At 72.9% G+C, this 19,738-nt stretch carries 17 protein-coding genes; 9 read left to right on the top strand and 8 right to left on the bottom strand.

All coding sequences use genetic code 11. The features are described 5' to 3' along the window. Positions 1–28: 28 nt before the first annotated feature. Entirely contained in the window at positions 29–922 is an 894-nt protein-coding gene (locus C6W10_RS00725; RefSeq protein ID WP_107255880.1) for a sulfotransferase domain-containing protein, read from the bottom strand. 386 nt (positions 923–1,308) lie between these two features. Here C6W10_RS00725 and C6W10_RS00720 point away from each other — a divergent pair, with 386 nt between their 5' ends. The 4 genes from C6W10_RS00720 to C6W10_RS00705 all read left to right on the top strand — a co-directional run bounded on the left by C6W10_RS00720 (position 1,309) and on the right by C6W10_RS00705 (position 5,561). Next, positions 1,309–2,073, top strand: a complete 765-nt coding sequence (locus C6W10_RS00720; RefSeq protein ID WP_107255879.1) for an NAD(P)-dependent oxidoreductase — start codon at positions 1,309–1,311, stop codon at positions 2,071–2,073. A gap of 169 nt (positions 2,074–2,242) precedes the next feature. Then, a complete protein-coding gene (locus C6W10_RS00715) occupies positions 2,243–3,391 on the top strand; it encodes a zinc-dependent alcohol dehydrogenase (RefSeq protein WP_107255878.1) in 1,149 nt (382 codons plus the stop codon). Positions 3,392–3,409: 18 nt separating this feature from the next. After that, entirely contained in the window at positions 3,410–3,982 is a 573-nt protein-coding gene (locus tag C6W10_RS00710) for a hypothetical protein (RefSeq protein ID WP_107255877.1), read from the top strand. Positions 3,983–4,202: 220 nt separating this feature from the next. Continuing rightward, the gene (locus C6W10_RS00705; RefSeq protein ID WP_107255876.1) at positions 4,203–5,561 is read left to right on the top strand and encodes a cellulase family glycosylhydrolase; all 1,359 of its coding nucleotides are present in this window, start codon (positions 4,203–4,205) and stop codon (positions 5,559–5,561) included. An 88-nt stretch (positions 5,562–5,649) separates the two neighbouring features. Here C6W10_RS00705 and C6W10_RS00700 read toward each other — a convergent pair whose 3' ends face one another. From C6W10_RS00700 to C6W10_RS00685, 4 genes are read right to left on the bottom strand one after another with little or no spacing between them, the layout of a single operon-like run. Then, entirely contained in the window at positions 5,650–6,774 is a 1,125-nt protein-coding gene (locus tag C6W10_RS00700; RefSeq protein ID WP_107255875.1) for an ABC transporter ATP-binding protein, read from the bottom strand. Further along, entirely contained in the window at positions 6,771–7,571 is an 801-nt protein-coding gene (locus tag C6W10_RS00695) for an ABC transporter permease (protein ID WP_234361553.1), read from the bottom strand. Before C6W10_RS00695 ends, C6W10_RS00700 begins: the two co-directional genes overlap by 4 nt. A 54-nt stretch (positions 7,572–7,625) precedes the next feature. Beyond that, entirely contained in the window at positions 7,626–8,426 is an 801-nt protein-coding gene (gene modA / locus C6W10_RS00690) for a molybdate ABC transporter substrate-binding protein (RefSeq protein WP_107255873.1), read from the bottom strand. Then, on the bottom strand, positions 8,423–8,851 hold the full coding sequence (locus C6W10_RS00685; RefSeq protein ID WP_107255872.1) for a molybdopterin-binding protein: 429 nt from the start codon (positions 8,849–8,851) through the stop codon (positions 8,423–8,425). The genes modA and C6W10_RS00685 overlap by 4 nt, the downstream gene beginning before the upstream one ends. A gap of 103 nt (positions 8,852–8,954) precedes the next feature. Here C6W10_RS00685 and C6W10_RS00680 point away from each other — a divergent pair, with 103 nt between their 5' ends. Next, positions 8,955–10,136, top strand: a complete 1,182-nt coding sequence (locus tag C6W10_RS00680; protein ID WP_107255871.1) for a class I SAM-dependent methyltransferase — start codon at positions 8,955–8,957, stop codon at positions 10,134–10,136. 283 nt (positions 10,137–10,419) lie between these two features. Then, the gene (locus C6W10_RS00675; RefSeq protein WP_107255870.1) at positions 10,420–12,747 is read left to right on the top strand and encodes a hypothetical protein; all 2,328 of its coding nucleotides are present in this window, start codon (positions 10,420–10,422) and stop codon (positions 12,745–12,747) included. Between the two features lie 153 nt (positions 12,748–12,900). Here the strand turns inward: C6W10_RS00675 and C6W10_RS00670 are convergent, their stop codons facing one another. Continuing rightward, entirely contained in the window at positions 12,901–13,722 is an 822-nt protein-coding gene (locus C6W10_RS00670; protein WP_107255869.1) for a bifunctional 2-polyprenyl-6-hydroxyphenol methylase/3-demethylubiquinol 3-O-methyltransferase UbiG, read from the bottom strand. Between the two features lie 72 nt (positions 13,723–13,794). Between C6W10_RS00670 and C6W10_RS00665 the strand changes: the two genes are divergently transcribed. Beyond that, on the top strand, positions 13,795–14,394 hold the full coding sequence (locus tag C6W10_RS00665; protein ID WP_107255868.1) for a TetR/AcrR family transcriptional regulator: 600 nt from the start codon (positions 13,795–13,797) through the stop codon (positions 14,392–14,394). Positions 14,395–14,487: 93 nt separating this feature from the next. Here C6W10_RS00665 and C6W10_RS00660 read toward each other — a convergent pair whose 3' ends face one another. Then, entirely contained in the window at positions 14,488–15,366 is an 879-nt protein-coding gene (locus C6W10_RS00660; protein ID WP_107255867.1) for an alpha/beta fold hydrolase, read from the bottom strand. A gap of 128 nt (positions 15,367–15,494) precedes the next feature. Between C6W10_RS00660 and C6W10_RS00655 the strand changes: the two genes are divergently transcribed. Next, positions 15,495–17,468 (top strand): BTAD domain-containing putative transcriptional regulator, encoded by a 1,974-nt coding sequence (locus tag C6W10_RS00655; protein WP_107263534.1) that lies wholly within the window; start codon positions 15,495–15,497, stop codon positions 17,466–17,468. A gap of 52 nt (positions 17,469–17,520) precedes the next feature. Next, complete coding sequence (locus C6W10_RS00650; RefSeq protein ID WP_107255866.1) at positions 17,521–18,462, top strand: hypothetical protein; 942 nt, start codon at positions 17,521–17,523, stop codon at positions 18,460–18,462. A gap of 86 nt (positions 18,463–18,548) precedes the next feature. Here the strand turns inward: C6W10_RS00650 and C6W10_RS00645 are convergent, their stop codons facing one another. Next, positions 18,549–19,664: a C40 family peptidase gene (locus tag C6W10_RS00645; RefSeq protein WP_199853819.1), complete on the bottom strand. Its 1,116-nt coding sequence runs from the start codon at positions 19,662–19,664 to the stop codon at positions 18,549–18,551. Positions 19,665–19,738: the final 74 nt, after the last annotated feature.

The following is a 19,738-nucleotide window of genomic DNA, read 5'->3' as shown; positions in this document are numbered from 1 at the left end:
TCCGCATTACCGGCCCGGCGGCGGACGATCAGGAATCCTGCTCCCGTGAGGTGCGGGGAGCCGGAACGTGCGCGGAATATCCGAGAAGCTCGACGAGGTCACCCGTCGCCGCGACAAAAGCCTCCTGGACGTCGTCGTCGAAGTGATTGCGCCAGTCGCCGGAGCGTCCCTTCCGGTAGTGCGAGATCGTTCCCGCGCCCTCCGGGGCACTGCGCATCTTGGAGAAGCTGTAACGGGACAGCAGCGCCTCCAGCTCGGGCGGTGGAATGGCGATCCCGCAGTGCCGCATCAGCCGGCCCATCTCGTCCATCTGCCGCTCCCCGGTCAGGTCCTCGTACCGGAACAACTGGATGGTCTCCGCGTCCGGGGCGGTCGCCCAGGCACGGAGCGATCTGAAGGTGCCCTTCTCGGCGAGGTGGCTGATCATGTGCAGCAGCCCCTCCTTCGGAGACTTCTCCTGCAGAACCCGCCTGACCTGCAGGATGTCGCCCATGGCGGTGTGCGAGTTCCGGTAGGAGAAGTAGCTGGAGACGACGATGTCGCGCGGATCCCGCATCACGAAGAAAGCGCGGTATCGGTCCGGCTTCGGAATGTTCATGAAGCCCTTGTAGGACACGAACAGGGAGGAGACCACGCGGCCGGGTGGGAACGCCTGCGGATAGCGCCACTTGTAGGGGCGCGGATCGTAGGGGAGCAGGCCAGAATATCGATACACGGCGGGGTCGTTGAACACCGCCTTGACCCACTGGCTGGCTGATTTGCGAATGGTGCAGTGGTACAGGTTTTCGTACTCACTGCGGGACTCCACCGGGACCGCGACTCGCAGTCTGGCGTTGTGCGCGTCACACATGACCCGTCGCGCCACCACGCGTACGGAATTGGGTGTGTGACGCTTGGTGAACGTAACGGCACGACTCATCATCGCCTAAATCCTCTCCACACCTGCGCGGCCGGGGGACCGCCAGGACTGTCGGGGCGTGTATTCAGGTGGTCCGGGTCGGGGCACGATCCAAGCTGCTGGGCACCGCAGATGCGCCTCCGGCGGTCGCGCCGGCCGACCGGCAGCTGGCCCGGGGTACGCCACGGCGGGCTACTCCCCGGCCGTCGAGCCGGGCAGTACGCCCGAGGCGCAGCAGGTGAGCCACACTCCGCCACCGTCGGATGCCGCATCTTCGCCCAAGAGATTACATCGGGTTCACATCACGTTCATCGGCCCACCGGCGTCCCTCGGCCGCCCGCCCGGAGCATCCGCTGTGGATCGTCCCCGGTTCACAGGCATGCGCGGCCGCCGGACGGGCACATGACGGCATGGCGGTGATACTGATGACCGGCGCCTCGGGATCGATCGGGCGGATGCTCCGGCAGCGGCTGGGCCAGCACGAGCTGCGGCTCACCGACGTACGCGCCGGGGAGGGTGTCGAGGCGCTCGACGTCACCGACGCCGCCGCGGTCGACCGGGCATGCCGGGGCGTCGACGCGGTCGTACACCTCGGCGGGATCTCCGGGGAGGGCCCGTTCGAGGAGGTGCTCGCGGTCAACGTGCGCGGCACCGAGCGGATCCTGCAAGCCGCGCACCACAACGGGGTACCCCGGGTGGTGCTGGCGTCGAGCAACCACGCGGTCGGGCTGTACGAGCGTTCCGACGCCGGCCCGGACGGCCTGCCCGACGACGTACCGCCCCGCCCCGACTCCTACTACGGCTGGAGCAAGGCGGCGATGGAGGCGCTGGGCAGGCTGTACCACGACCGGCACGGCCTGCACGTCGTCTGCCTGCGCATCGGCTCCTGCGCCGAGCGGCCCGCCGACCCGCGTGACCTGTCGGTGTGGCTCTCCCCGGACGACGTGGCGCGGCTGGTGGAGGCGTCGCTCACCGCCACCGGCTGGCGGCTCGTCTGGGGCGTCTCGGCGAACACCCGCCGCTGGTGGTCGACCGCCGGGGGCCGGGCGATCGGCTACGTCCCGCGCGACGACGCCGAGGAGTGGGCGGCGGAGGTCGGCGAACCGGACCCTGCCGCGCCGGAGCACCGCCTGGTGGGCGGCACGATGCCGACCGGGCCGCTCGGCGCGGCCTGACCGGACGACCCCACCGGCGTACCGCCGAGACCGGACCCGGCTCGCGTTACCAGCGTGCCGGGTGTGGTTGTCGAGTTTGTCGCGGGGGCCGGGGGGTAGTTCGGGCGTACGGCCTCGGTGGACGTGGCCGTCGACGGCGTTGAGCAGCGGCGAGATCCAGGGGAGTGGTATGAAGGCGATGGTCTACCGGGGCCCGTACCGGATCCGGGTCGAAGAGAAGGAACAGCCCTCGATCGAACACCCCAACGACGCGATCGTCCGGGTCACCCGGGCGGCGATCTGCGGATCCGACCTGCACCTCTACCACGGGATGATGCCCGACACCCGGGTCGGGATGACGTTCGGGCACGAGTTCATCGGCGTCGTCGACGAGGTCGGGCCGTCGGTGCGGAACCTCAAGCCGGGCGACCGGGTCATGGTCCCCTTCAACATCTACTGCGGCTCCTGCTTCTACTGCGCCCGGGGCCTCTACGCCAACTGCCACAACGTCAACCCGAACGCGACCGCGGTCGGCGGCATCTACGGCTACTCGCACACCTGCGGCGGCTACGACGGCGGGCAGGCGGAGTACGTCCGGGTGCCCTTCGCCGACGTCGGCCCGAGCCTCATCCCGGACTGGCTGGACGACGAGGACGCGGTGATGTTCACCGACGCGCTCGCGACCGGTTACTTCGGTGCCCAGCTCGGCGAGATCGCCGAGGGCGACGTGGTGGTGGTGTTCGGGGCCGGCCCGGTGGGGCTGTTCGCCGCGAAGTCCGCCTGGCTGATGGGCGCCGGCAGGGTGATCGTGATCGACCACCTCGACTACCGGCTGACCAAGGCGGCCGAGTTCGCCCACGCCGAGACCTACAACTTCACCGAGTACGGCGACATCGTCGTGCACCTCAAGAAGATCACCGAGTTCCTCGGTGCCGACGTCGCGATCGACGCGGTCGGTGCCGAGGCCGACGGCAGCTTCGTCCAGCAGGTGACCGCCACCAAGCTGAAGTTGCAGGGCGGATCACCGGTGGCGCTCAACTGGGCGATCGACTCGGTACGCAAGGGCGGCACGGTCTCGGTGCTCGGCGCGTACGGCCCGATGTTCAGCGCCGTCAAGTTCGGCGACGCCCTGAACAAGGGGCTGACCCTGCGGATGAACCAGTGCCACGTCAAGCGGCAGTGGCCCCGCCTGTTCGAACACGTGCGCAACGGCTATCTGAAACCGAGCGACATCGTGACGCACCGGGTCCCGCTGGAGCACATCGCCGAGGGCTACCACATGTTCTCGGCGAAGCTCGACGGCTGCATCAAGCCCATCATCGTGCCCGACGGCGCCTAGACAGACCGGAGACGAGCAATGGCGTACACGCCGGAGAAGCCGAAGCTGACCGAGTCCAGCGACGAACTCCGTAGCCGGATCCCGGGCTGGGGCGTCGACCTCGATCCGCGCGACCGGCCCTCGGTACCGAAGGAGAAGTTCGACCCGAACCTCAGTGGCGCGCACTGGACGTTCCCGGAGCGGCAGCCGGAGAGGTGGCCCCGGGAGCGGTCGGTGGAGCACCGGTTCCTGACGCCCGTCTTCGGCACCTCCTGCCCGCCGAAGGGGATCTCCGGGGTGATCCGCCGGCACGCCTACCGGCGGTACAGCGAGGGGCGGGCGGCGCACTGGCTGCTGCTGCTCGCCGCCGACCGGGTCGACGTGGCGGAGAACAGGGTGCAGGCGCTGCTGCGGGGACGGCCGGACAATCCGATCACCGAGAGCGGGGTGCTCAGCGAGTTCAAGCGGCACGGGGTGGCCTCGCGCTTCGGCCGCAAGCGCGCGGACCTCTCGCACCAACCGATCGACGTGATCATCAACGTCGCACCGTGGCTCGTCGTCGGATACGTCGGCTACCGGGCCGTCAGGCTGGTCACCACGCGTCGACGCTGACCGGGCGCCGGGACGCGCCGGCACCGGACCCGCATCGAGAGCCATGGATTGCGCCGGGGGGCGGCGCGGCGTACCGTGCGTCCACGAGCCGGATCATCCAGTAACGAGCCAGCGGACTGTGCCCACCCACCCCCGAGAGCAGGGCAGCGATCGTCGGGGGCTCAGGCCCGTGGCCACCCCGCCCTGCCCCGGTACCCGGGGCCTCAGTTCGAGGTAGGTCATGAGAAGACGACTCGCTGCCTTCGGCGCCGTCCTGCTCGCGGTAGCCGGATCAGTCCTGCTCTCCGTCGGGCCGGCGGATGCCGCCGTCGGCCTGCACGTCAGCGGCCGGAACATCGTCGAGGCGAACGGCCAGACGTTCGTCATGCGCGGCGTCAACCACCCGCACGTCTGGTTCACCGGCCAGACCCGATCGTTCGCCGACATCAAGGCGCTCGGTGCCAACACCGTGCGCGTCGTACTCGGCAGTGGCAAGCGGTGGGGTCCGTCCACCGACGTCGCCGAGGTGATCTCGCTCTGCAAGCAGAACCGGCTGATCTGCGTACTGGAGGTGCACGACACCACCGGCTACGGCGAGGAGGCGGCGGCCGCCTCGCTCGACGAGGCGGTCGACTACTGGATCAGCCAGAAGAGCGCACTGGTCGGCCAGGAGAACTACGTCGTCATCAACATCGGCAACGAACCGATCGGCAACACCAACGCCGGGCAGTGGACCGCCGCCACCGCCTCGGCCATCGCCAGGATGCGCAGCAACGGCTTCCAGCACCTGCTGATGGTCGACGGGCCGAACTGGGGCCAGGACTGGCAGTACGTCATGCGGGACAACGCCCAGACGATCCTGGACGCCGACACCCAGCGCAACACCGTACTCTCGATCCACATGTACGCGGTGTTCAACACCGCCGCGAGCATCACCGACTATCTCAACCGCTTCCAGGCCAACGGCTGGCCGCTGGTGATCGGCGAGTTCGGCTGGCGGTTCAACTCCGGCGAGGTGGACCACGAGACGATCCTCGCCGAGGCGAACGCCCGCGGCCTGGGCTATCTCGGCTGGTCGTGGAGCGGCAACACCGACCCGATCCTCGACATGGCCACCAACTTCGACCCGAATCAGCTCACCACCTGGGGCCAGCGGATCTTCAACGGCGCCAACGGCATCCGGGCGACCGCCCGGCAGGCCGCCGTCTACGACAGCGTGACACCGGGTCCGACCACTCCGCCGGTCACGCCCACCGCCACTCCGCCGGTGACCCCCACGACCACCCCGCCGGGCGGGAACGGCGCCTGCACCGCCACGTACGCCGTGACCGGCCAGTGGTCCGGCGGCTTCCAGGCCGAGGTACGGGTGACCGCGGGTTCCCGGGCGGTCACCGGCTGGACGGTGACCTGGACCTTCGGCAACGGCCAGCGCGTCTCGCAGGCCTGGAACGCGACCGTGACCAGCAGCGGGTCGAGCGTGACCGCCCGGAACGTGAGCTACAACGGCAACCTCGCCGCCGGGGCGAGCACCGCCTTCGGCTTCCTTGGCTCGTGGACCGGCACCAACAGCGCACCCACGCTGTCCTGCGCCGCGAACTGAAGCCCCCGGCCGGTACGGCGAGGCTCTCCCGGCCCCGCCGTACCGGCCCTCGGGGTCGAAAGCCGCGAACGTCCCGCCGCCGCCCCGGCTACCGGTACGGCTGCTGCCGCCCGCCCGCCGCCGGGTAGACCCGGGTCTCGGTGGCCTTGACCGCGGCCCAGAGCGGCTGCCCCGGGGTGAGCCGCAGTTGCGTGGCGGCCGCCGGGGTGATGTCGGCGGCGACCTGGATCGGCCCGGCCAGTTGGATCCGCAGGTTGTCGCCGTGGCGTTGGATCGCCGAGATGGTGGCCGGCCAGATGTTGCGGGGGCTGCCCTCGGGACGGCCGGGATAGAGGGCGACGGCGGAGGGCGGGAACGCGACGAAGACCTCCCCGCGCGGGTGGTCGGTGGTGGTGAGGGCGAAGCCGTCGCTGATCCGTACGGCCTCCCCGTCGGCGACGCCGCGATAGAGGTTGAGCCCGACCAGTCGGGCGACGTAGTCGGTGCGGGGCTGTCCGGTGATGGTGGCGGCGTCGCCCTCCTGGACGACCCGGCCCTCCTCCACGATCACCAGCCGGTCGGCGAGGACGAGGGCGTCGAGCGGGTCGTGCGTGACCAGCAGCGTGGCGCCGGGGTGCTCGCCGAGGTGGCGTTGCAGTTCGGTACGGGTGTCGAGTCGGGTCCGGGCGTCGAGCGCGGCGAGTGGCTCGTCCAGGAGCAGGAGCGCCGGGTCGACGGCGAGGGCACGGGCCAGGGCGACCCGCTGGGCCTGGCCGCCGGAGAGCTGCCGTGGTTTGCGCCGGGCCTGCCCGGCCAGGCCCATCCGGTCCAGCCACTCGGTGGCGCGTCGTCGGGCCTGCCGGCGGTCGACACCGTGCCGGCGCGGCCCGAAGGCGACGTTGTCGAGGGCGGTGAGGTGCGGAAAGAGCAGGTAGTCCTGGAAGACCACCCCGATCGGTCGCCGCTCGGGCGGCGTCCAGCCGTCCCGGTCGGGCCGGTCGAGGTCCCGGCCGCCGAGGGTGATGTGCCCGTCGGTCAGCGGCAGCAGCCCGGCGAGCGCCCGCAGCGCGGTGGTCTTGCCGGCGCCGTTCGGACCCAGGAGTGCGACGACCTCGCCGGGGCTGATCCGCAGCGCGACGTCGAGCCGGAAGGCGCCCCGGTCGACGACCAGGTGCGCGTCGAGCAGTGGCGTGCCGGCCTCGACACCGGCCCGGGCAACCGAGACGGCGGTCATGGGCTGGTGATCCAGCGGTCCCGGAGGCTGGCCAGGATGGCCACCGAGACGGCGAGCAGCAGCAGGCTCAACACGATCGCCGCCTCCAGGTCGGTCTCCAGCGCCAGGTAGACGGCGAGCGGCATGGTCTGGGTCCGGCCGGGGAAGTTGCCGGCGAAGGTGATGGTGGCGCCGAACTCGCCGAGCGCCCGCGCCCAGCACAGTACCGCCCCGGCGGCGATGCCGGGGGCCACCAGCGGCAGCGTGACGTGGGTGAAGGTCGTCCACCGGCCGGCGCCGAGGGTGGCCGCCGCCTCCTCGTAGCGGGTGTCGGCACCGCGCAGCGCCCCCTCGACGGCGATGATCAGGAACGGCATCGCGACGAACGCCTCGGCGAGGACCACTCCGGCGGTGCTGAACGGCAGGGTGATCCCGAAGCTGCTGTCGAGCCAGCCGCCGAGCAGTCCCCGGCGACCGAAGACCAGCAGCAGGGCGACGCCGCCGACCACCGGCGGCAGCACCAGCGGGACGGTGACCAGCGCGCGTACGACCCGGCGGCCGGGGAACTCGACCCGGGCGAGCAGCCAGGCCAGCGGTACGCCGAGGAGCAGGCAGAGCAGGGTGGCGAGGGTGGCGGTCTGCAAGGAGAGCCGGAGCGCGGTGACCACCCCCGGCTCGGTGAGCCGGTGCGGGAGGGTGCTCCACGGTGCGCGTACCAGCAGGCCGATCAGGGGCAGTACCAGGAAGAGCAGGCCGAGCGCGGCCGGGAGCAGGAGTGCCGCCGGGACCCGACCGGTACGCCGACGCCGCCGTGCCACCCCGCCCCCGCCCACCGGGGTCGTCGAGGGAGCGTCACCGGGGAGGGACACCGGCTACGGCGCCTGGAATCCGGCGGCGGTGAGTACGCCCCGGCCGGCGTCGGAGAGCACGTGGTCGACGAACGCCTGCCCGGCCGCCTTGTTCGGTGCCTCCCTGCACACCACGATCGGGTAGTCGTTGACCGCCTCGGCCGACTCGGGGAACTCGATCCCGTCGACCTCATCGGCGGCGGCCCTGGTGTCGGTCCGGTAGACCAGCGCCGCGTCGACCTCGCCGAGCCGCAGCTTGGACAGCGCCGCCTTCACGTCCTGCTCCAGGGTCACCGGCGTGACTCCCACCCCGGCCGAGGTCAGCGCCTTCTTCGCCGCCGCTCCGCACGGCACCTGCTCGGCGCAGAGCGCCACCTTGACGCCCGGCCGGGTCAGGTCGGCCAGCCCGGTCACCCCGCCGGGGTTGCCCTTCGGTACGGCGATCACGAGCTGGTTCCGGGCGAAGGTGGTCGGGGCGCCGGCACCGTTACCGGCGTCGGTCACGGTCTTCATGTTTGCCGGTGCGGCGGAGGCGAACACGTCCGCCGGTGCCCCCTGGTTGATCTGGTTGGCGAGCGCGGAGCTGCCGGCGAAGCTGAAGCTCACCCGCAGACCCGGGTGGGCCGCCTCGAAGTCCCGGCCCATTCGGGTGAACGACTCGGTCAGCGACGCCGCCGCGAAGACGGTGAGGGTTCCGCTGAGCCGGGTGCCGCTGCCCGACGGCGGCGCTTCCGCGGTGCCGTCGCCGTCGCCGCAGCCGGAGAGTCCCAGCACCGCCAGCGCGGTGAGCGTGGCCAGGCCGGTACGCGATCGTGCTGCTCTCACTGCTGACCGCTCCTTCCGCGTCCCCCGACGGTCGCCGTCGTCTTCTCCACCACCACCGTGGTCGACTTGATCACCGCCACCGCGACCGACCCGACCTCCAGGCCGAGGTCGTCGACGGCTTCGCGGCTCATCAGCGACACCAGCCGGAACGGCCCCGCCTGGATGTCCACCTGGGCCATCACCGTGTCCTTGACCACGGCGGTGACGATGCCGCGCAGCCGGTTGCGCGCGGACGACTCCTCGGTGCGCTCCTCCGGCTCGGCCGCCTGTGCCCGCACGAACCCGGCCAGCGTCTCCCCGTCGATCAGCCGGTGCCCGTACTCGTCGCGGAGCGCGGGCAGGCGTCCGGCGTCGATCCAGCGCCGCACCGTGTCGACGCTGACTCCGAGCAGTTCTGCCGTCTCGCCGATCCGGAACCTCGTCACCCGGTCAGGCTACTGTCCGGCATCTGCCGTGTAAAACTGTCCGAACGTGCCGCATCTGCCACAGTGACTAGCCGAATGCATCCGGCATCCGCATGATGTGAGGATGGCTGGCGACGTGCTGCACGTACCGGGATCGCGAGGGCTGACCGGCGAGCAGGCCCGGCGGTGGACGGAGGTCCTCGACCACCTCGCCGCCGCCCTCCCCGCCGGTGCGGTCACCGTGCTGGTCGACGGCGGCCCGCTCGCGGGCGTGGTCGCCGACCGCCTTTCCGACCACCTCGCCGCCGCCGGCCGCCCCTGCGTCCGGCTCACCGACCGCACGCCGCCGGCCGACGCGGAGACCTGGCGGGCGGGCCGAGGCCGGCCGGCGATCGCGCTGGCCGACGGGCCCGGCTGGCGGGCCCACCCGCCCAACGGCGGCTGGGACGTGGTCATCCGACTGCGCACCCGACCCAACGGATCAACCAGGCATAACGAACCCGCCCACGCCGCCGACGGCATCGACGGCGCCCATGCCGCCGACATCGCCAACACCGGGGACAGCACCAACGCCGCCGACATCGCCAACACCGCGGACGGCGCCGACAGCGCCAACGCGGCGCAGGCCGCCGACATCGTCGTCGACCTGCGCGATCCGGACTGGCCGGTGATCCGGCAGCTCGCCGAGCGGCTCGCGCCGAGGGAGCGCTGGTACGTCGGCGAGTCCCGTGCCTTCTTCGGGGTCCGTGCCGCCAGTTGGGACGCCAGGTTCGGCGACGACCTGCCCGCCTACGCCGCCGCCGTCCGGGAGGCGCGACTGCCGGCCGGGGGAGTGGCCGTGGACGTCGGTTGCGGTACCGGCCGCGCGTTGCCGGCGCTGCGGCAGGCGGTCGGGCCCGGCGGCATCGTCATCGGCCTCGACCTGACCCCGCAGATGTTGGCCGCCGCCGTCGCGCACGGCCGGGACTCGGCCGCCGCCCTACTCATCGGCGACGCCCGACACCTCCCGCTCCGGGACGCGACCGCCGACGTCGTCTTCGCCGCCGGCCTGCTGACCCACCTGCCCGACCCGGTGGCCGGGCTCCGCGAACTGGCCCGGGTCACCCGCCCCGGCGGACGCCTCGTGATCTTCCACCCGTCCGGCCGTGCCGCGCTGGCCGCCCGGCACGGCCGCGTTCTCGGCCCCGAGGAGCCGCTGGCCGAAGTCCCGCTCCAGCGGTCGGCGCTCCGTGCGGGGTGGCACCTCGACGGCTACGACGACGCGGCGCACCGGTTCCTCGCCATCGCCACCCGCCGGCCGGACTGACCCCGCGACAACCGCTCGCCAGGCGCCCGGGGCAATCCGTCCTATGTAGATCGCACCAGCTCATACCGCACTTTGTCGGTATCCCGCCCCGTTGTGTCGTCCACAGTAGTCAGACGTACGGGATGCATTGATCGCGATGGCTCGGGCGCTCTAGGATGGGCTGCGCACCGACGTGGGAGCGCTCCCGAGTGGCGCCGCGCCCACGTCCACAACGGAATACACACGGGGGAGGACGTCTATGCACGTCGGCAGAGCGGTGGCGGCTGTCGCCATATCGCTTACGGTGACTATCGCCGGCGGCAGCGCCGCATGGGCGGGCCCGGCAGACCCGTCCGGCCGGGCGGCGGTCGTCGCCCGGACGCCACTGCCGGACGCCTGGAAGTTGAGACCGACCGCGTCCGGATTCGAACTCAGCTGGTATCCGGCCCAGCCGGTCCGGACCGGCGACGCGGCGGTCGGGTTCTACGCCGGTGACCGGCTGCTCGGCCGCCCGGCGGCCGCCACCGACCAGCGCGGTTTCCACCTCTCCATCGACGACGTCACCGCCCGCAACCTCACCGATCTACAGGTACGGGCCGGCGGGCGGCGCCTCGACGTGGCGGTCGACCCGGGTGACGCGCGCGGCAGCGGGGCGGTACCGGAGCTCGCGGCAGCCCAACTGCCGCCGAACCCGGTCGACCCCGGCGTACCCGGCCCCTACTCCACGATCAGCGGCGAGTACGCGCTGCCGGACGTGCAGTTGCCGGGCTTCGCCGTACCGGTGGAGATGCGCGGCTACGTCGTGGCCCCGCAGGGCACGTCCGGCCAGCGCCCACTGGTGCTGATCCTGCACGGCCGGCACCCCACCTGCTACCAGGGCACCGCCGAGCCGACCACGGTCTGGCCCTGCCCGACCGGGTGGAACCCGCTGCCCAGCCACCGGGGGTACGAGCGGATCCAGCAGGTGCTGGCCTCGCAGGGGTACGTCACCGTCTCCATCTCGGCGAACTCCATCAACGCGCAGGACGGTGCCGGCCTGCCGCCGCAGGACGCGGGTGCGCAGGCCCGCTCCTCGCTGGTCCGGCTGCACCTGGGCCGCTGGGCGGACTGGGCCGGCACGGGTCGCCCCACCGCGCCGGAGGTGGTGCGGTCGGCCCCGGTGCCGAACATGTCCAACGTGCTGCTGGTCGGCCACTCCCGAGGTGGCGAGGGGGTCAGTCGGGCCGCCGTCGACAGCCTCACCCGGCCCCCCGCCGGCCAGGACGGCTACACCGGGACGGTCCGCTGGCAGATCCGCGGGCTGGCGCTGATCGGCCCGTCGATCTACAGCCACAACCCGGCTCCGGACGTACCGTCGATGACCATCCTGCCGAGCTGCGACGGCGACCTGACCGACCTGGAGGGACAGCTCTACGCGGACGCCACCCGTGGGGTGGGTCGCGGCTTCGCCCTGCACAGCGTCGTCCTGGCCCTCGGTGCCAACCACAACTACTTCAACACCGAGTGGACGCCCGGACTCTCCGTCGCGAAGTCCTGGGACGACTACCCCAGCCCGCACGACCCGGTCTGCCGCACCGCCTCGCCGATGCGACTGACGCCGCAACAGCAGCAGAACGTCGGCGCCACCTACGTGGCCGCCGCCGCGGCCACCTTCGTGGCCGGTAACGACCAGGTACGCCCGCTGCTGGACGGCTCCGGCTTCCGGGCACCCTCGACGGACCCGGCGACCGTGCTGAGTCACGCCGTGGGCGGCAACCGGACCCGTCTGCTGGTGCCCGAGGCGGCCACCGTGGTCAGCGGTGCCGCCGCCCGGCTCTGCGAGCAGATCACCCCGGCGGGTACGTCCAACGGGTGCGGCAACTCCAACTCCCCGCACTTCGCGACCTTCGACCCGATCGTCCCGGAGGCGGGCCGGTACGCGATCGAGGTTGACTGGCGGGCGCCGGGTACGCCGGTCAGCCTCCGGCCTCCGGCGGCGGTCTCGCTCTCCACCGCCGAGCAGGTGGCGTTGCGGGTGGCGGTTCCGTCGGGCTCCCCGGGTACCCAGTTCGACGTCGCCATCACCGACTCGGCGGGCCGGCAGGCCACCCTCGGCACCACCACGCTGGACCCGCTGCCGGCGCCCACCCAGACCGCCGACGACTGGGCGCAGGAGGTGCGGATGCCGCTGACCAACGCCAGGACGGCCGGGCTGAACCTCGGCCAGATCACCACCCTGGTGCTGGTGCCGCGCGCCGGTGAGACCTGGGCCAGGATCTGGTTCATCGACGCCTGGGGCTGGCGACCCGGCACCCCCGCACCGCAGCCGGTCTCGCTGCCCCGGGTCGACCTGGGGGAGCGGACGGTCCAGGAGGGCAACTCGGGGACGGTCACCTACCAGGTGCCGGCGCAGGTCTCCGGCAGCGGTACCGGACAGGTGCGGGTCTTCGTGGTGAACCCGGTGACCGGGCTCGCCACGGCCAGCGTCGTGACGGTGACGCCCGGCAGTACCACCATCGCCATCCCGATCGCGGTGACCGGCAACACCCAGCCCGGGGACGGCCGGCGCTACGTGGTCGCGGTGAAGGCGGTCCAGGGGGTCTCCGTGGGCGACGCCTACGGCATGCTGACCGTCCAGGACGACGACGCGTGACCTGACCCGTCGACGGCAAGCCGCTGGGGGCGTCCCTGCTGACCAGGGGCGTCCCCGGCACCGTCCCGGCGGGTCCGGCGGCTACGACCGCCCGACGCGGTGATTTCCGACCTCGACCGAGGATTGCGCGGGCGCTGCTTCCGGCCCGTACCGTCACTCGGGGGCGTCGGTGCGGGCGGCCACGACCACCGTGCGGTACTGCATCGTGAAGCTGCCGCCCAGCGCGTCGACCGTGGCTCCGGCGCCGTCGAGCAGCGCCGCGAGCTTGTCCGGCGCCAGCCGGGTCGCGAGGCCGGAGGTGGGCAACTGGTCCAGCCACTCGTCGCGGGTGTAGGTCCTGGTCCAGTCGAATCGCCACTGCTCGGGTTCGCCGAAGCCGCCCACATGGCGGATCCTGTCGGCGGCGGTGGCGAACATCGGCTGATAGGCGTCCAGGGTCGACTCCGGCGCCGGGACCCGGGACGGCGTGTCGGGCACCACCCGGCGGTAGATCTCGGCGAAGGCGGTCGCCATCTCGGGTGGGAGCTGGAAGGTGTGCCAGAACGGCGCCAGCAGGCCGCCGGGACGCAGCACCTGTCGCGCCCGGGTCGCGCCCGCGACCGGGTCCACCCAGTGCCAGGCCGTGCCGGCGACGACCGCGTCGAACCGCCGCCCGGCGGGCTCCCAGGTCTCGAAGGTGGCCACCTCGACCTCGATCCCGGTACGCCGGGCGAACTCGGCCATCCGGGCGTCGGGCTCGACTCCGAGCACCGTGCAGCCGGCGGCCTGGAGTTGCCGGCTCGCCGTGCCGGTGCCGCAGCCGACGTCGAGCACCTCGGGACCGGGGCTGGCGGCGACGATCCGCTCCACCAGCGCGTCGGGGTAGCGGGGCCGGGTCCGGTCGTAGCGTTCCGGGTCGGTGCCGAAGGACTCCGCCACCTGGCGGTGCCGGTGCGGCTCGACCGGCTCCGGATGCTTCCCGGCTAGAGTGGGCATGCGCCCACGCTAGTGGGCAGACGCCCACTCGTCAATCGGGTGGGCCCACATCGAGGAGGGGAGCGGACGCCGGTGCCGACCGGGGTGGCCATCCGCGACGTACGCACGCAGCTGTTCGAAGCCGCCGACCGCATCCTGTTGCGGGACGGGCCGAGCGGGCTGACCAGCCGGGCCGTCACCACGGAGGCGGGCTGCGCCAAGGGAGTCCTGCACCGGCACTTCGACGACTTCGACGCCTTCCTCGCCGAGTTCGTGCTCGACCGCGTCGGCAGGCTGGCCCCCGAGGCCGCCGCCCTGCGCGAGTCGGCCGGCACCGGCACCGTCGCCGACAACCTCACCGCCGCGCTGGAGGGCCTGTTCGGGTCGGTCGCGGTCGCCATCGTCGCCCTCGTCACCTTCCGGGACGAGTTGCGCCTGCGGCTACGCCAGACCTGGCCGGCCGGCGTACCCGTGCTGACCGAGGCGGCCGTCCTGCTCGCCGAGTACCTCGGCGCGGAACGTGACCTGGGGCGGCTGGCGGCCGACGCCGACGTCGAGATCCTCGCCTACACGCTGATCGGTGCCGGACACCTGCTCTTCGCCGACCGGACCGGTGCCCCGCCGGAGACCACCGCCGTGCGCAAGATGGTGAGCACGGTCATCGCCGGCACGCTACCCGCGCCGGGCGCCTGACCGGTACGCGCCAGCGCACGCCCGCCGGCAGCCGGCGGCGGCAGCCCGCGACGATCGCCCGGGGTGTCGCCCCGGGACGGGCGGGCCGATGCGTCAGCGCGCGACGAGCGCCCGGAGCACCGTGGCGATCTCCCCGGGTGCCTCCTCCGCCATGAAGTGCCCCGCCGAGGTGGTCTGGTGCACCAGGTCCGGGGCCCAGGCCCGCCACAGCGCGGCGGCGTCGTAGCCGAGCGCCGCACCCCAGTCCTGCTGGACGACCGTGACCGGCATGCCGAGCCGGCGCCCGGCCGCCCGGTCCGCCTCGTCGTGTGCGACGTCGATCCCCGCCGAGGCGCGGTAGTCGGCGACGATGGACGGCACCGCCTCCCGGGACGCCCTCAGGTACTCGGCCCGCACCTCGGCCGGAATCGCCTGCGGGTTCCCGGCCCAGCCGTCCAGGAAGTAGCCGAAGAAGGCGTCCGGGCTGGCCGAGATCATCTGCTCCGGCAGGCCCGGCGGCTGGGCCATCAGATAGAGGTGGAAGGCGACCGCCGCGCGGGCCCCGTGCAGGACGTCCCACATGTCGAGGGTCGGCAGCACGTCGAGCGCGGCGAGGTGCGAGATCGCCTCCGGATGGTCGAGACCGGCGCGGACGGCGACCAGGGCGCCCCGGTCGTGACCGGCGAGCGCGAAGCGCGGGTGGCCGAGCTGCCGGGCCAGGGTGACGATGTCGGCGGCCATGGTCCGCTTCGCGTACGTCTCGGCGTCGCGCTCGGCGGGCTTGTCGCTCGCACCGTACCCGCGCAGGTCGGGGCAGATCACGGTGTGCTCGGCGGCGAGGTCGGTGGCGACGTGCCGCCACATCAGGTGCGTCTGCGGAAAGCCGTGCAGCAGCACGACCGGGCTGCCCGAGCCGCCCACCGCCACGGAGAGCGTGACGTCGTCGTCGACCCTGACACGCCGGTAGTCGAAGCCGGGAATGGTCACAGCCATGGTTGGATCCTCCTGATCGGTCCTGCCCGGGGTGGGCAGCCCGTCCAGCCTGCCGATCGCCGATGAGCAACCGATGAGCGACCGACAAGCACGATACGTTGGTCGCCGCGGCGTGGAAGGGTGGATCGGTGCAGGTCACGTTCGGGGTGCTCGGACCGGTGGTGGCCTGGGACGACTCCGGCGCGCCGATCGACGTGAAGGGGCCGAGACACCGCGCCGTGCTGGCCCGGCTCGTCGTCGCGCGCGGCCGGGTCGTCCCGGTCGGCCGGCTCGTCGACGACCTGTGGGCAGCGCCGCCGCCGGGCGCGGTGAGCGCGGTCCGGACCTTCGTGGCGGCGCTGCGGCGCGCGCTGGAGCCGCACCGGCCACCGCGTGAGCCGGCCCGGCTGCTGGTCACCGAGGGACCCGGCTACGCCCTGCGGGCGGCGCCGGACGCGGTCGACGCCTGGCGGTTCGAGGAGGCCGTCACCGCCACCCCCGCCGGACCGCCGGGATCGACCCTCGACCGCCTCGACCGGGCGCTGGGCTGGTGGCGCGGCCCCGCGTACGCCGGCTTCGACGACGAGCCGTGGGCCCGCCCGGAGCGCAGCCGGCTCGAACAGCTCCGGCTGCACGCGATCGAGTCGCGGGCCGAGGCGCTACTGGCGCTCGGGCGGGCCGCCGAGGCCGTACCGGAACTCGACGGCCACGTCGCCGAGCATCCCTGGCGGGAGGAGGCGTGGCGGCTGCTGGCCCTGGCCCTCTACCGCACCGACCGGCAGGGGGACGCGCTGGCCGTGCTGCGCCGGGCCCGCGCGCTCCTGCTCGACCAGCTCGGCGTCGACCCGGGGCCACGGCTGCGCCGGCTGGAGACCGACATCCTCCGGCAGGTCGAACCGGCGGAGCCCGGCCAGGCTCCCTCCACGGCCGACCGGGTCTGGGCGGAGGCCGCCGCGGCCTACGACCGGACGGTCGCCTCCGGCGCCCGGGCCCGGCTCGAGTCCACGGTCGGCCTGCTACGCAGCCTCGCGGTGGCTGGCGGAGGCGGACTCGAAGCCGCCCGGGAACAGCGGTTCGCGGCCATCGCCGCCGCCGAGCAGCTCGGCGACCCGGAACTGACCGCGCGGGTGATCGGCGGGTACGACGTACCGGCGATCTGGACCCGGTCCGACGACCCGGAACAGGCGGCCCGGATCGTGGCGGCCGCCGAACGTACCCTGGCCGCCCTGCACCCCGACGCGCCCGCCGCCACCCGGGCCCGGCTGCTGGCCACGATCGCCGTGGAGTCGCGCGGCACCCGGGCGGCACGCGGGTCCGAGGCGGCCCGGGAGGCGGAGCGGATCGCCCGCCGGCTGGGTGACCCGGCGCTGCTCGCCTTCGCCCTCAACGGCGTCTTCATGCAGAGCTTCCGGCGCGCGGGGCTGGCCCCGGAGCGCGACGAGGTCGGCGCCGAACTCGTCGCGCTCGCCGTCCGGCACGGCCTGCCGACGTTCGAGGTGCTCGGCCACCTGATCCGACTCCAGGCCCGCAGCGCGCTCGGCGACTTCGCGGTCGCGGACCGGCACGCCGCCGCCGCGGACCGGGTCGCCGAGCGGGACGAACGACCACTGGTCGCCGTCTTCACCCGGTGGTACCGCGCGCTGCGGCTGGCCGCGACCGGGGCGTCGGCGGCGACGGCGGAGGCCGCCTACCGGACGGCCGCGGCACAGCTCGCCGGCACCGGCATGCCCGGCGTCGAGCGGGGGCTCCTGCCGCTCGCCCTGCTCTGCCTGCGGGTCTGGCACGGCCGACCGGCGGACAGCGACGAGCGCACCGACTGGGGCCCGTACGCGCCCTGGGCCCGGCCACTGGTCCTGTTGGCGCGGGACCGCCCGGCCGACGCCGCCGTGGCGCTGCGCCGGACCCCCGAGCCGCCACACGACCTGCTCTTCGAGGCTCTCTGGTGCCTCACCGGCCAAGCCGCGATCGCGCTCGGCGACCGGGCGGTGCTGGAACGCGCCCACGCCGTACTCGCACCGGCGGCAGCCGAGCTGGCCGGTGCCGGCAGCGGCATGCTCACCGCCGGCCCCGTCGCCGAGCACCTCGACCGCCTCGGCACCGCCCTCGACCGCACCGCCGCATAACCGTCCGGCGGGGGAACACCCGATACTCACGCCTCCTCTAGAGTCGTCTGCCATGACCGCCCTGGAGGCATCCCTGGCCGCCCCGACGCCGACCGCCAACGGGGCGGTACCCCCGGCGGAGCCGTACCGGAACAGCCCGCGTCCGCTGGGCCTGGTCGGCTGGCCGCGTGTGGTCCGTACCCTGATGATGATGGCCGGGGCGGCGACGGCGGTCGGGATCGCCTTCTCCAATCCGGACCGGCAACTGCCGGAGTTCCGCAACCAGTGGCTGCTCTGGGCGTCGGTCGCCGGACTGCTCGGCGCGCTGAGCGGGTCGACGATCGGCTCCGGGGTGGCCCGCTGGCACGACCTGCAACGGATCCAGCCGGTACCGGTGCGCCGGGTCGTACCGTCGGTGCTGGCCTTCCTGGTGCTGGTGGCCGGCAGCGTCGTCACCGCGCACGCCGTCATCGGCAGCGGACTCACCTGGCGGGCGGTGGCCTTCGTCTCCATCGTGGTGCTCGGGGCGCTGCCGGCCGGCGCGACGCTGGCCGGCGTCCGGGTCGTCTCGATGCGCGGTCTCACCGGTACCCCGGGCGAGCAGTTGGCCGCACTGATGCGACTGCGCCGGATGCTGGCCCGGCTGTTGCAGATGATGGGTTCGTTGCTGCTGTTGATGGTGCTGGTCTGCGCGGCGGCCGTCGGGTGGGGAAGTTCGGAGAAGATTCCCCAGTCGACCGCGTTCGTCATCGGTGCGGCCGGCTCGATCCTGATCGCGCTGATGCACGTGCCGGCCGCCACCCTGCTGCGGCGGCGCTGTCAGGTTTACATCGACGAGTTCTCCGACATCGCGCACGTGCCGAAGGCGGAGCTGATCACCGCGGCCGAGGACCGGATCAAGCTGGAGGAGATCCTTGGCGTCAACCGCACCACCGTGAGCGAGTTGCAGTCCGGCCTGGTGATCGTCGGCCCGCTCGTCGCCACCACGATCGCGGCGGTCATCCCGAAGATCTGACGCCGCCTCGCCGGCCACGGGTGCCGGCCTCGTCGTAGGCGCCAGCGTCGTCACAGGTACCGGCCTCGTCGTAGGCGTCGGCGTCGTTACAGGTACCGGCGCGCTCCGGCGTACTCGTGGGCGTACCGGTGCTCGTCGAGCCGCACGTACTCGACGCCGCTCTCCTCGGTGTCGGTGTTGGTCGGGGCGTCGACGATGTAGCCGTCGCCGGCGTACATGCCGACGTGGTGCACGCGTCCGGTGCCGTTGTTCCGGGCGAAGAAGACGAGGTCCCCGGGGGCGAGCTGCTCCCTGGTGACCGGGGTGCCGGCGTTGGCCTGGTCCTGCGCGTCCCGCGGGATGGTGATGCCGTGCGCGGCGTAGACGGAGTGGGTGAGGCCGGAACAGTCGAAGCCGAAGCCGGCGGTACCCGCCCACAGGTACGGCAGACCGAGGAACATCCGGCTCGCCGCCACCAGTTCCGGGCCGGTCGGCCGGGGGATGTCGGCGGCGGAGGCGTACACCGAGACGTCCGAGGCGGCCAGCCACTTCGGGCCGTCGCTGGGGGTGGCCACCAGTACCGCCCGGTCGAGTCGGGCCAGCACCGGCAGCCGGGTGTTGTAGCTCAACTCCATCGCCCGGCGGGTCCGACGCGGATCGTCGTAGAGCCAGGCGGTGGGCGTCTCCACCAGTGCGAACGGACGGCCGGCGAGGTGCCCGAAACTCCTGCCGTCGGTCAGCTGCACCTTCGGCAGCCAGCCGGGGTAGCCCCACTCGTGCCGGGGCGTCGGCTGACCGGGTACGACCACCTGCGCCCAGTCGCCCGACTCCGCCAGGACCAGCACCCGCTGACCGTACGTGGCCTGGGTCTCCAGGTCGCCGATCAGCCAGCGCCGCTCGGCGAGGGTCATCCCCGCCGTCCAGGCCCGAGGGTCGGCCGGGTTCGTCATGGAGGGCAGGTCGACGGGACGTTGCCGACCGGGCTCCACCCAGAGGGTGGCCACCGAGACGTCGACGTAGGCGGTGCGAGGCTCGACGGGTTCGGTCGGGCTCGCGGCGCGGGCGACTACCGGTGCTGTTGCGAGCGGTGCTGTTGCCAGCGGTGCTGCTGCGCGCGTTGCTGCTGGGGCCGGTGCTGCTGCGAGCGGTGCGCCGAGCGCCAGCAGCAGTGCGCCGAGCACCAGCGGGGCGGCCAGGGGGAGGCGGCGCGACAGTCGGGTCACGGCGATATCTTCCACCGGCTAGGCGCCGTCTGGCAAGAAGCTACATCGATGCGGGCCGGTTGTCCGGTGCCGGA

The organism is Plantactinospora sp. BB1 (assembly GCF_003030385.1).
In the GTDB taxonomy this organism is placed as follows: Bacteria; Actinomycetota; Actinomycetes; order Mycobacteriales; family Micromonosporaceae; genus Plantactinospora.
The sequence above is the reverse complement of the archived record's forward strand: the minus strand, read 5'-3'. Positions and strand labels throughout refer to the sequence as shown.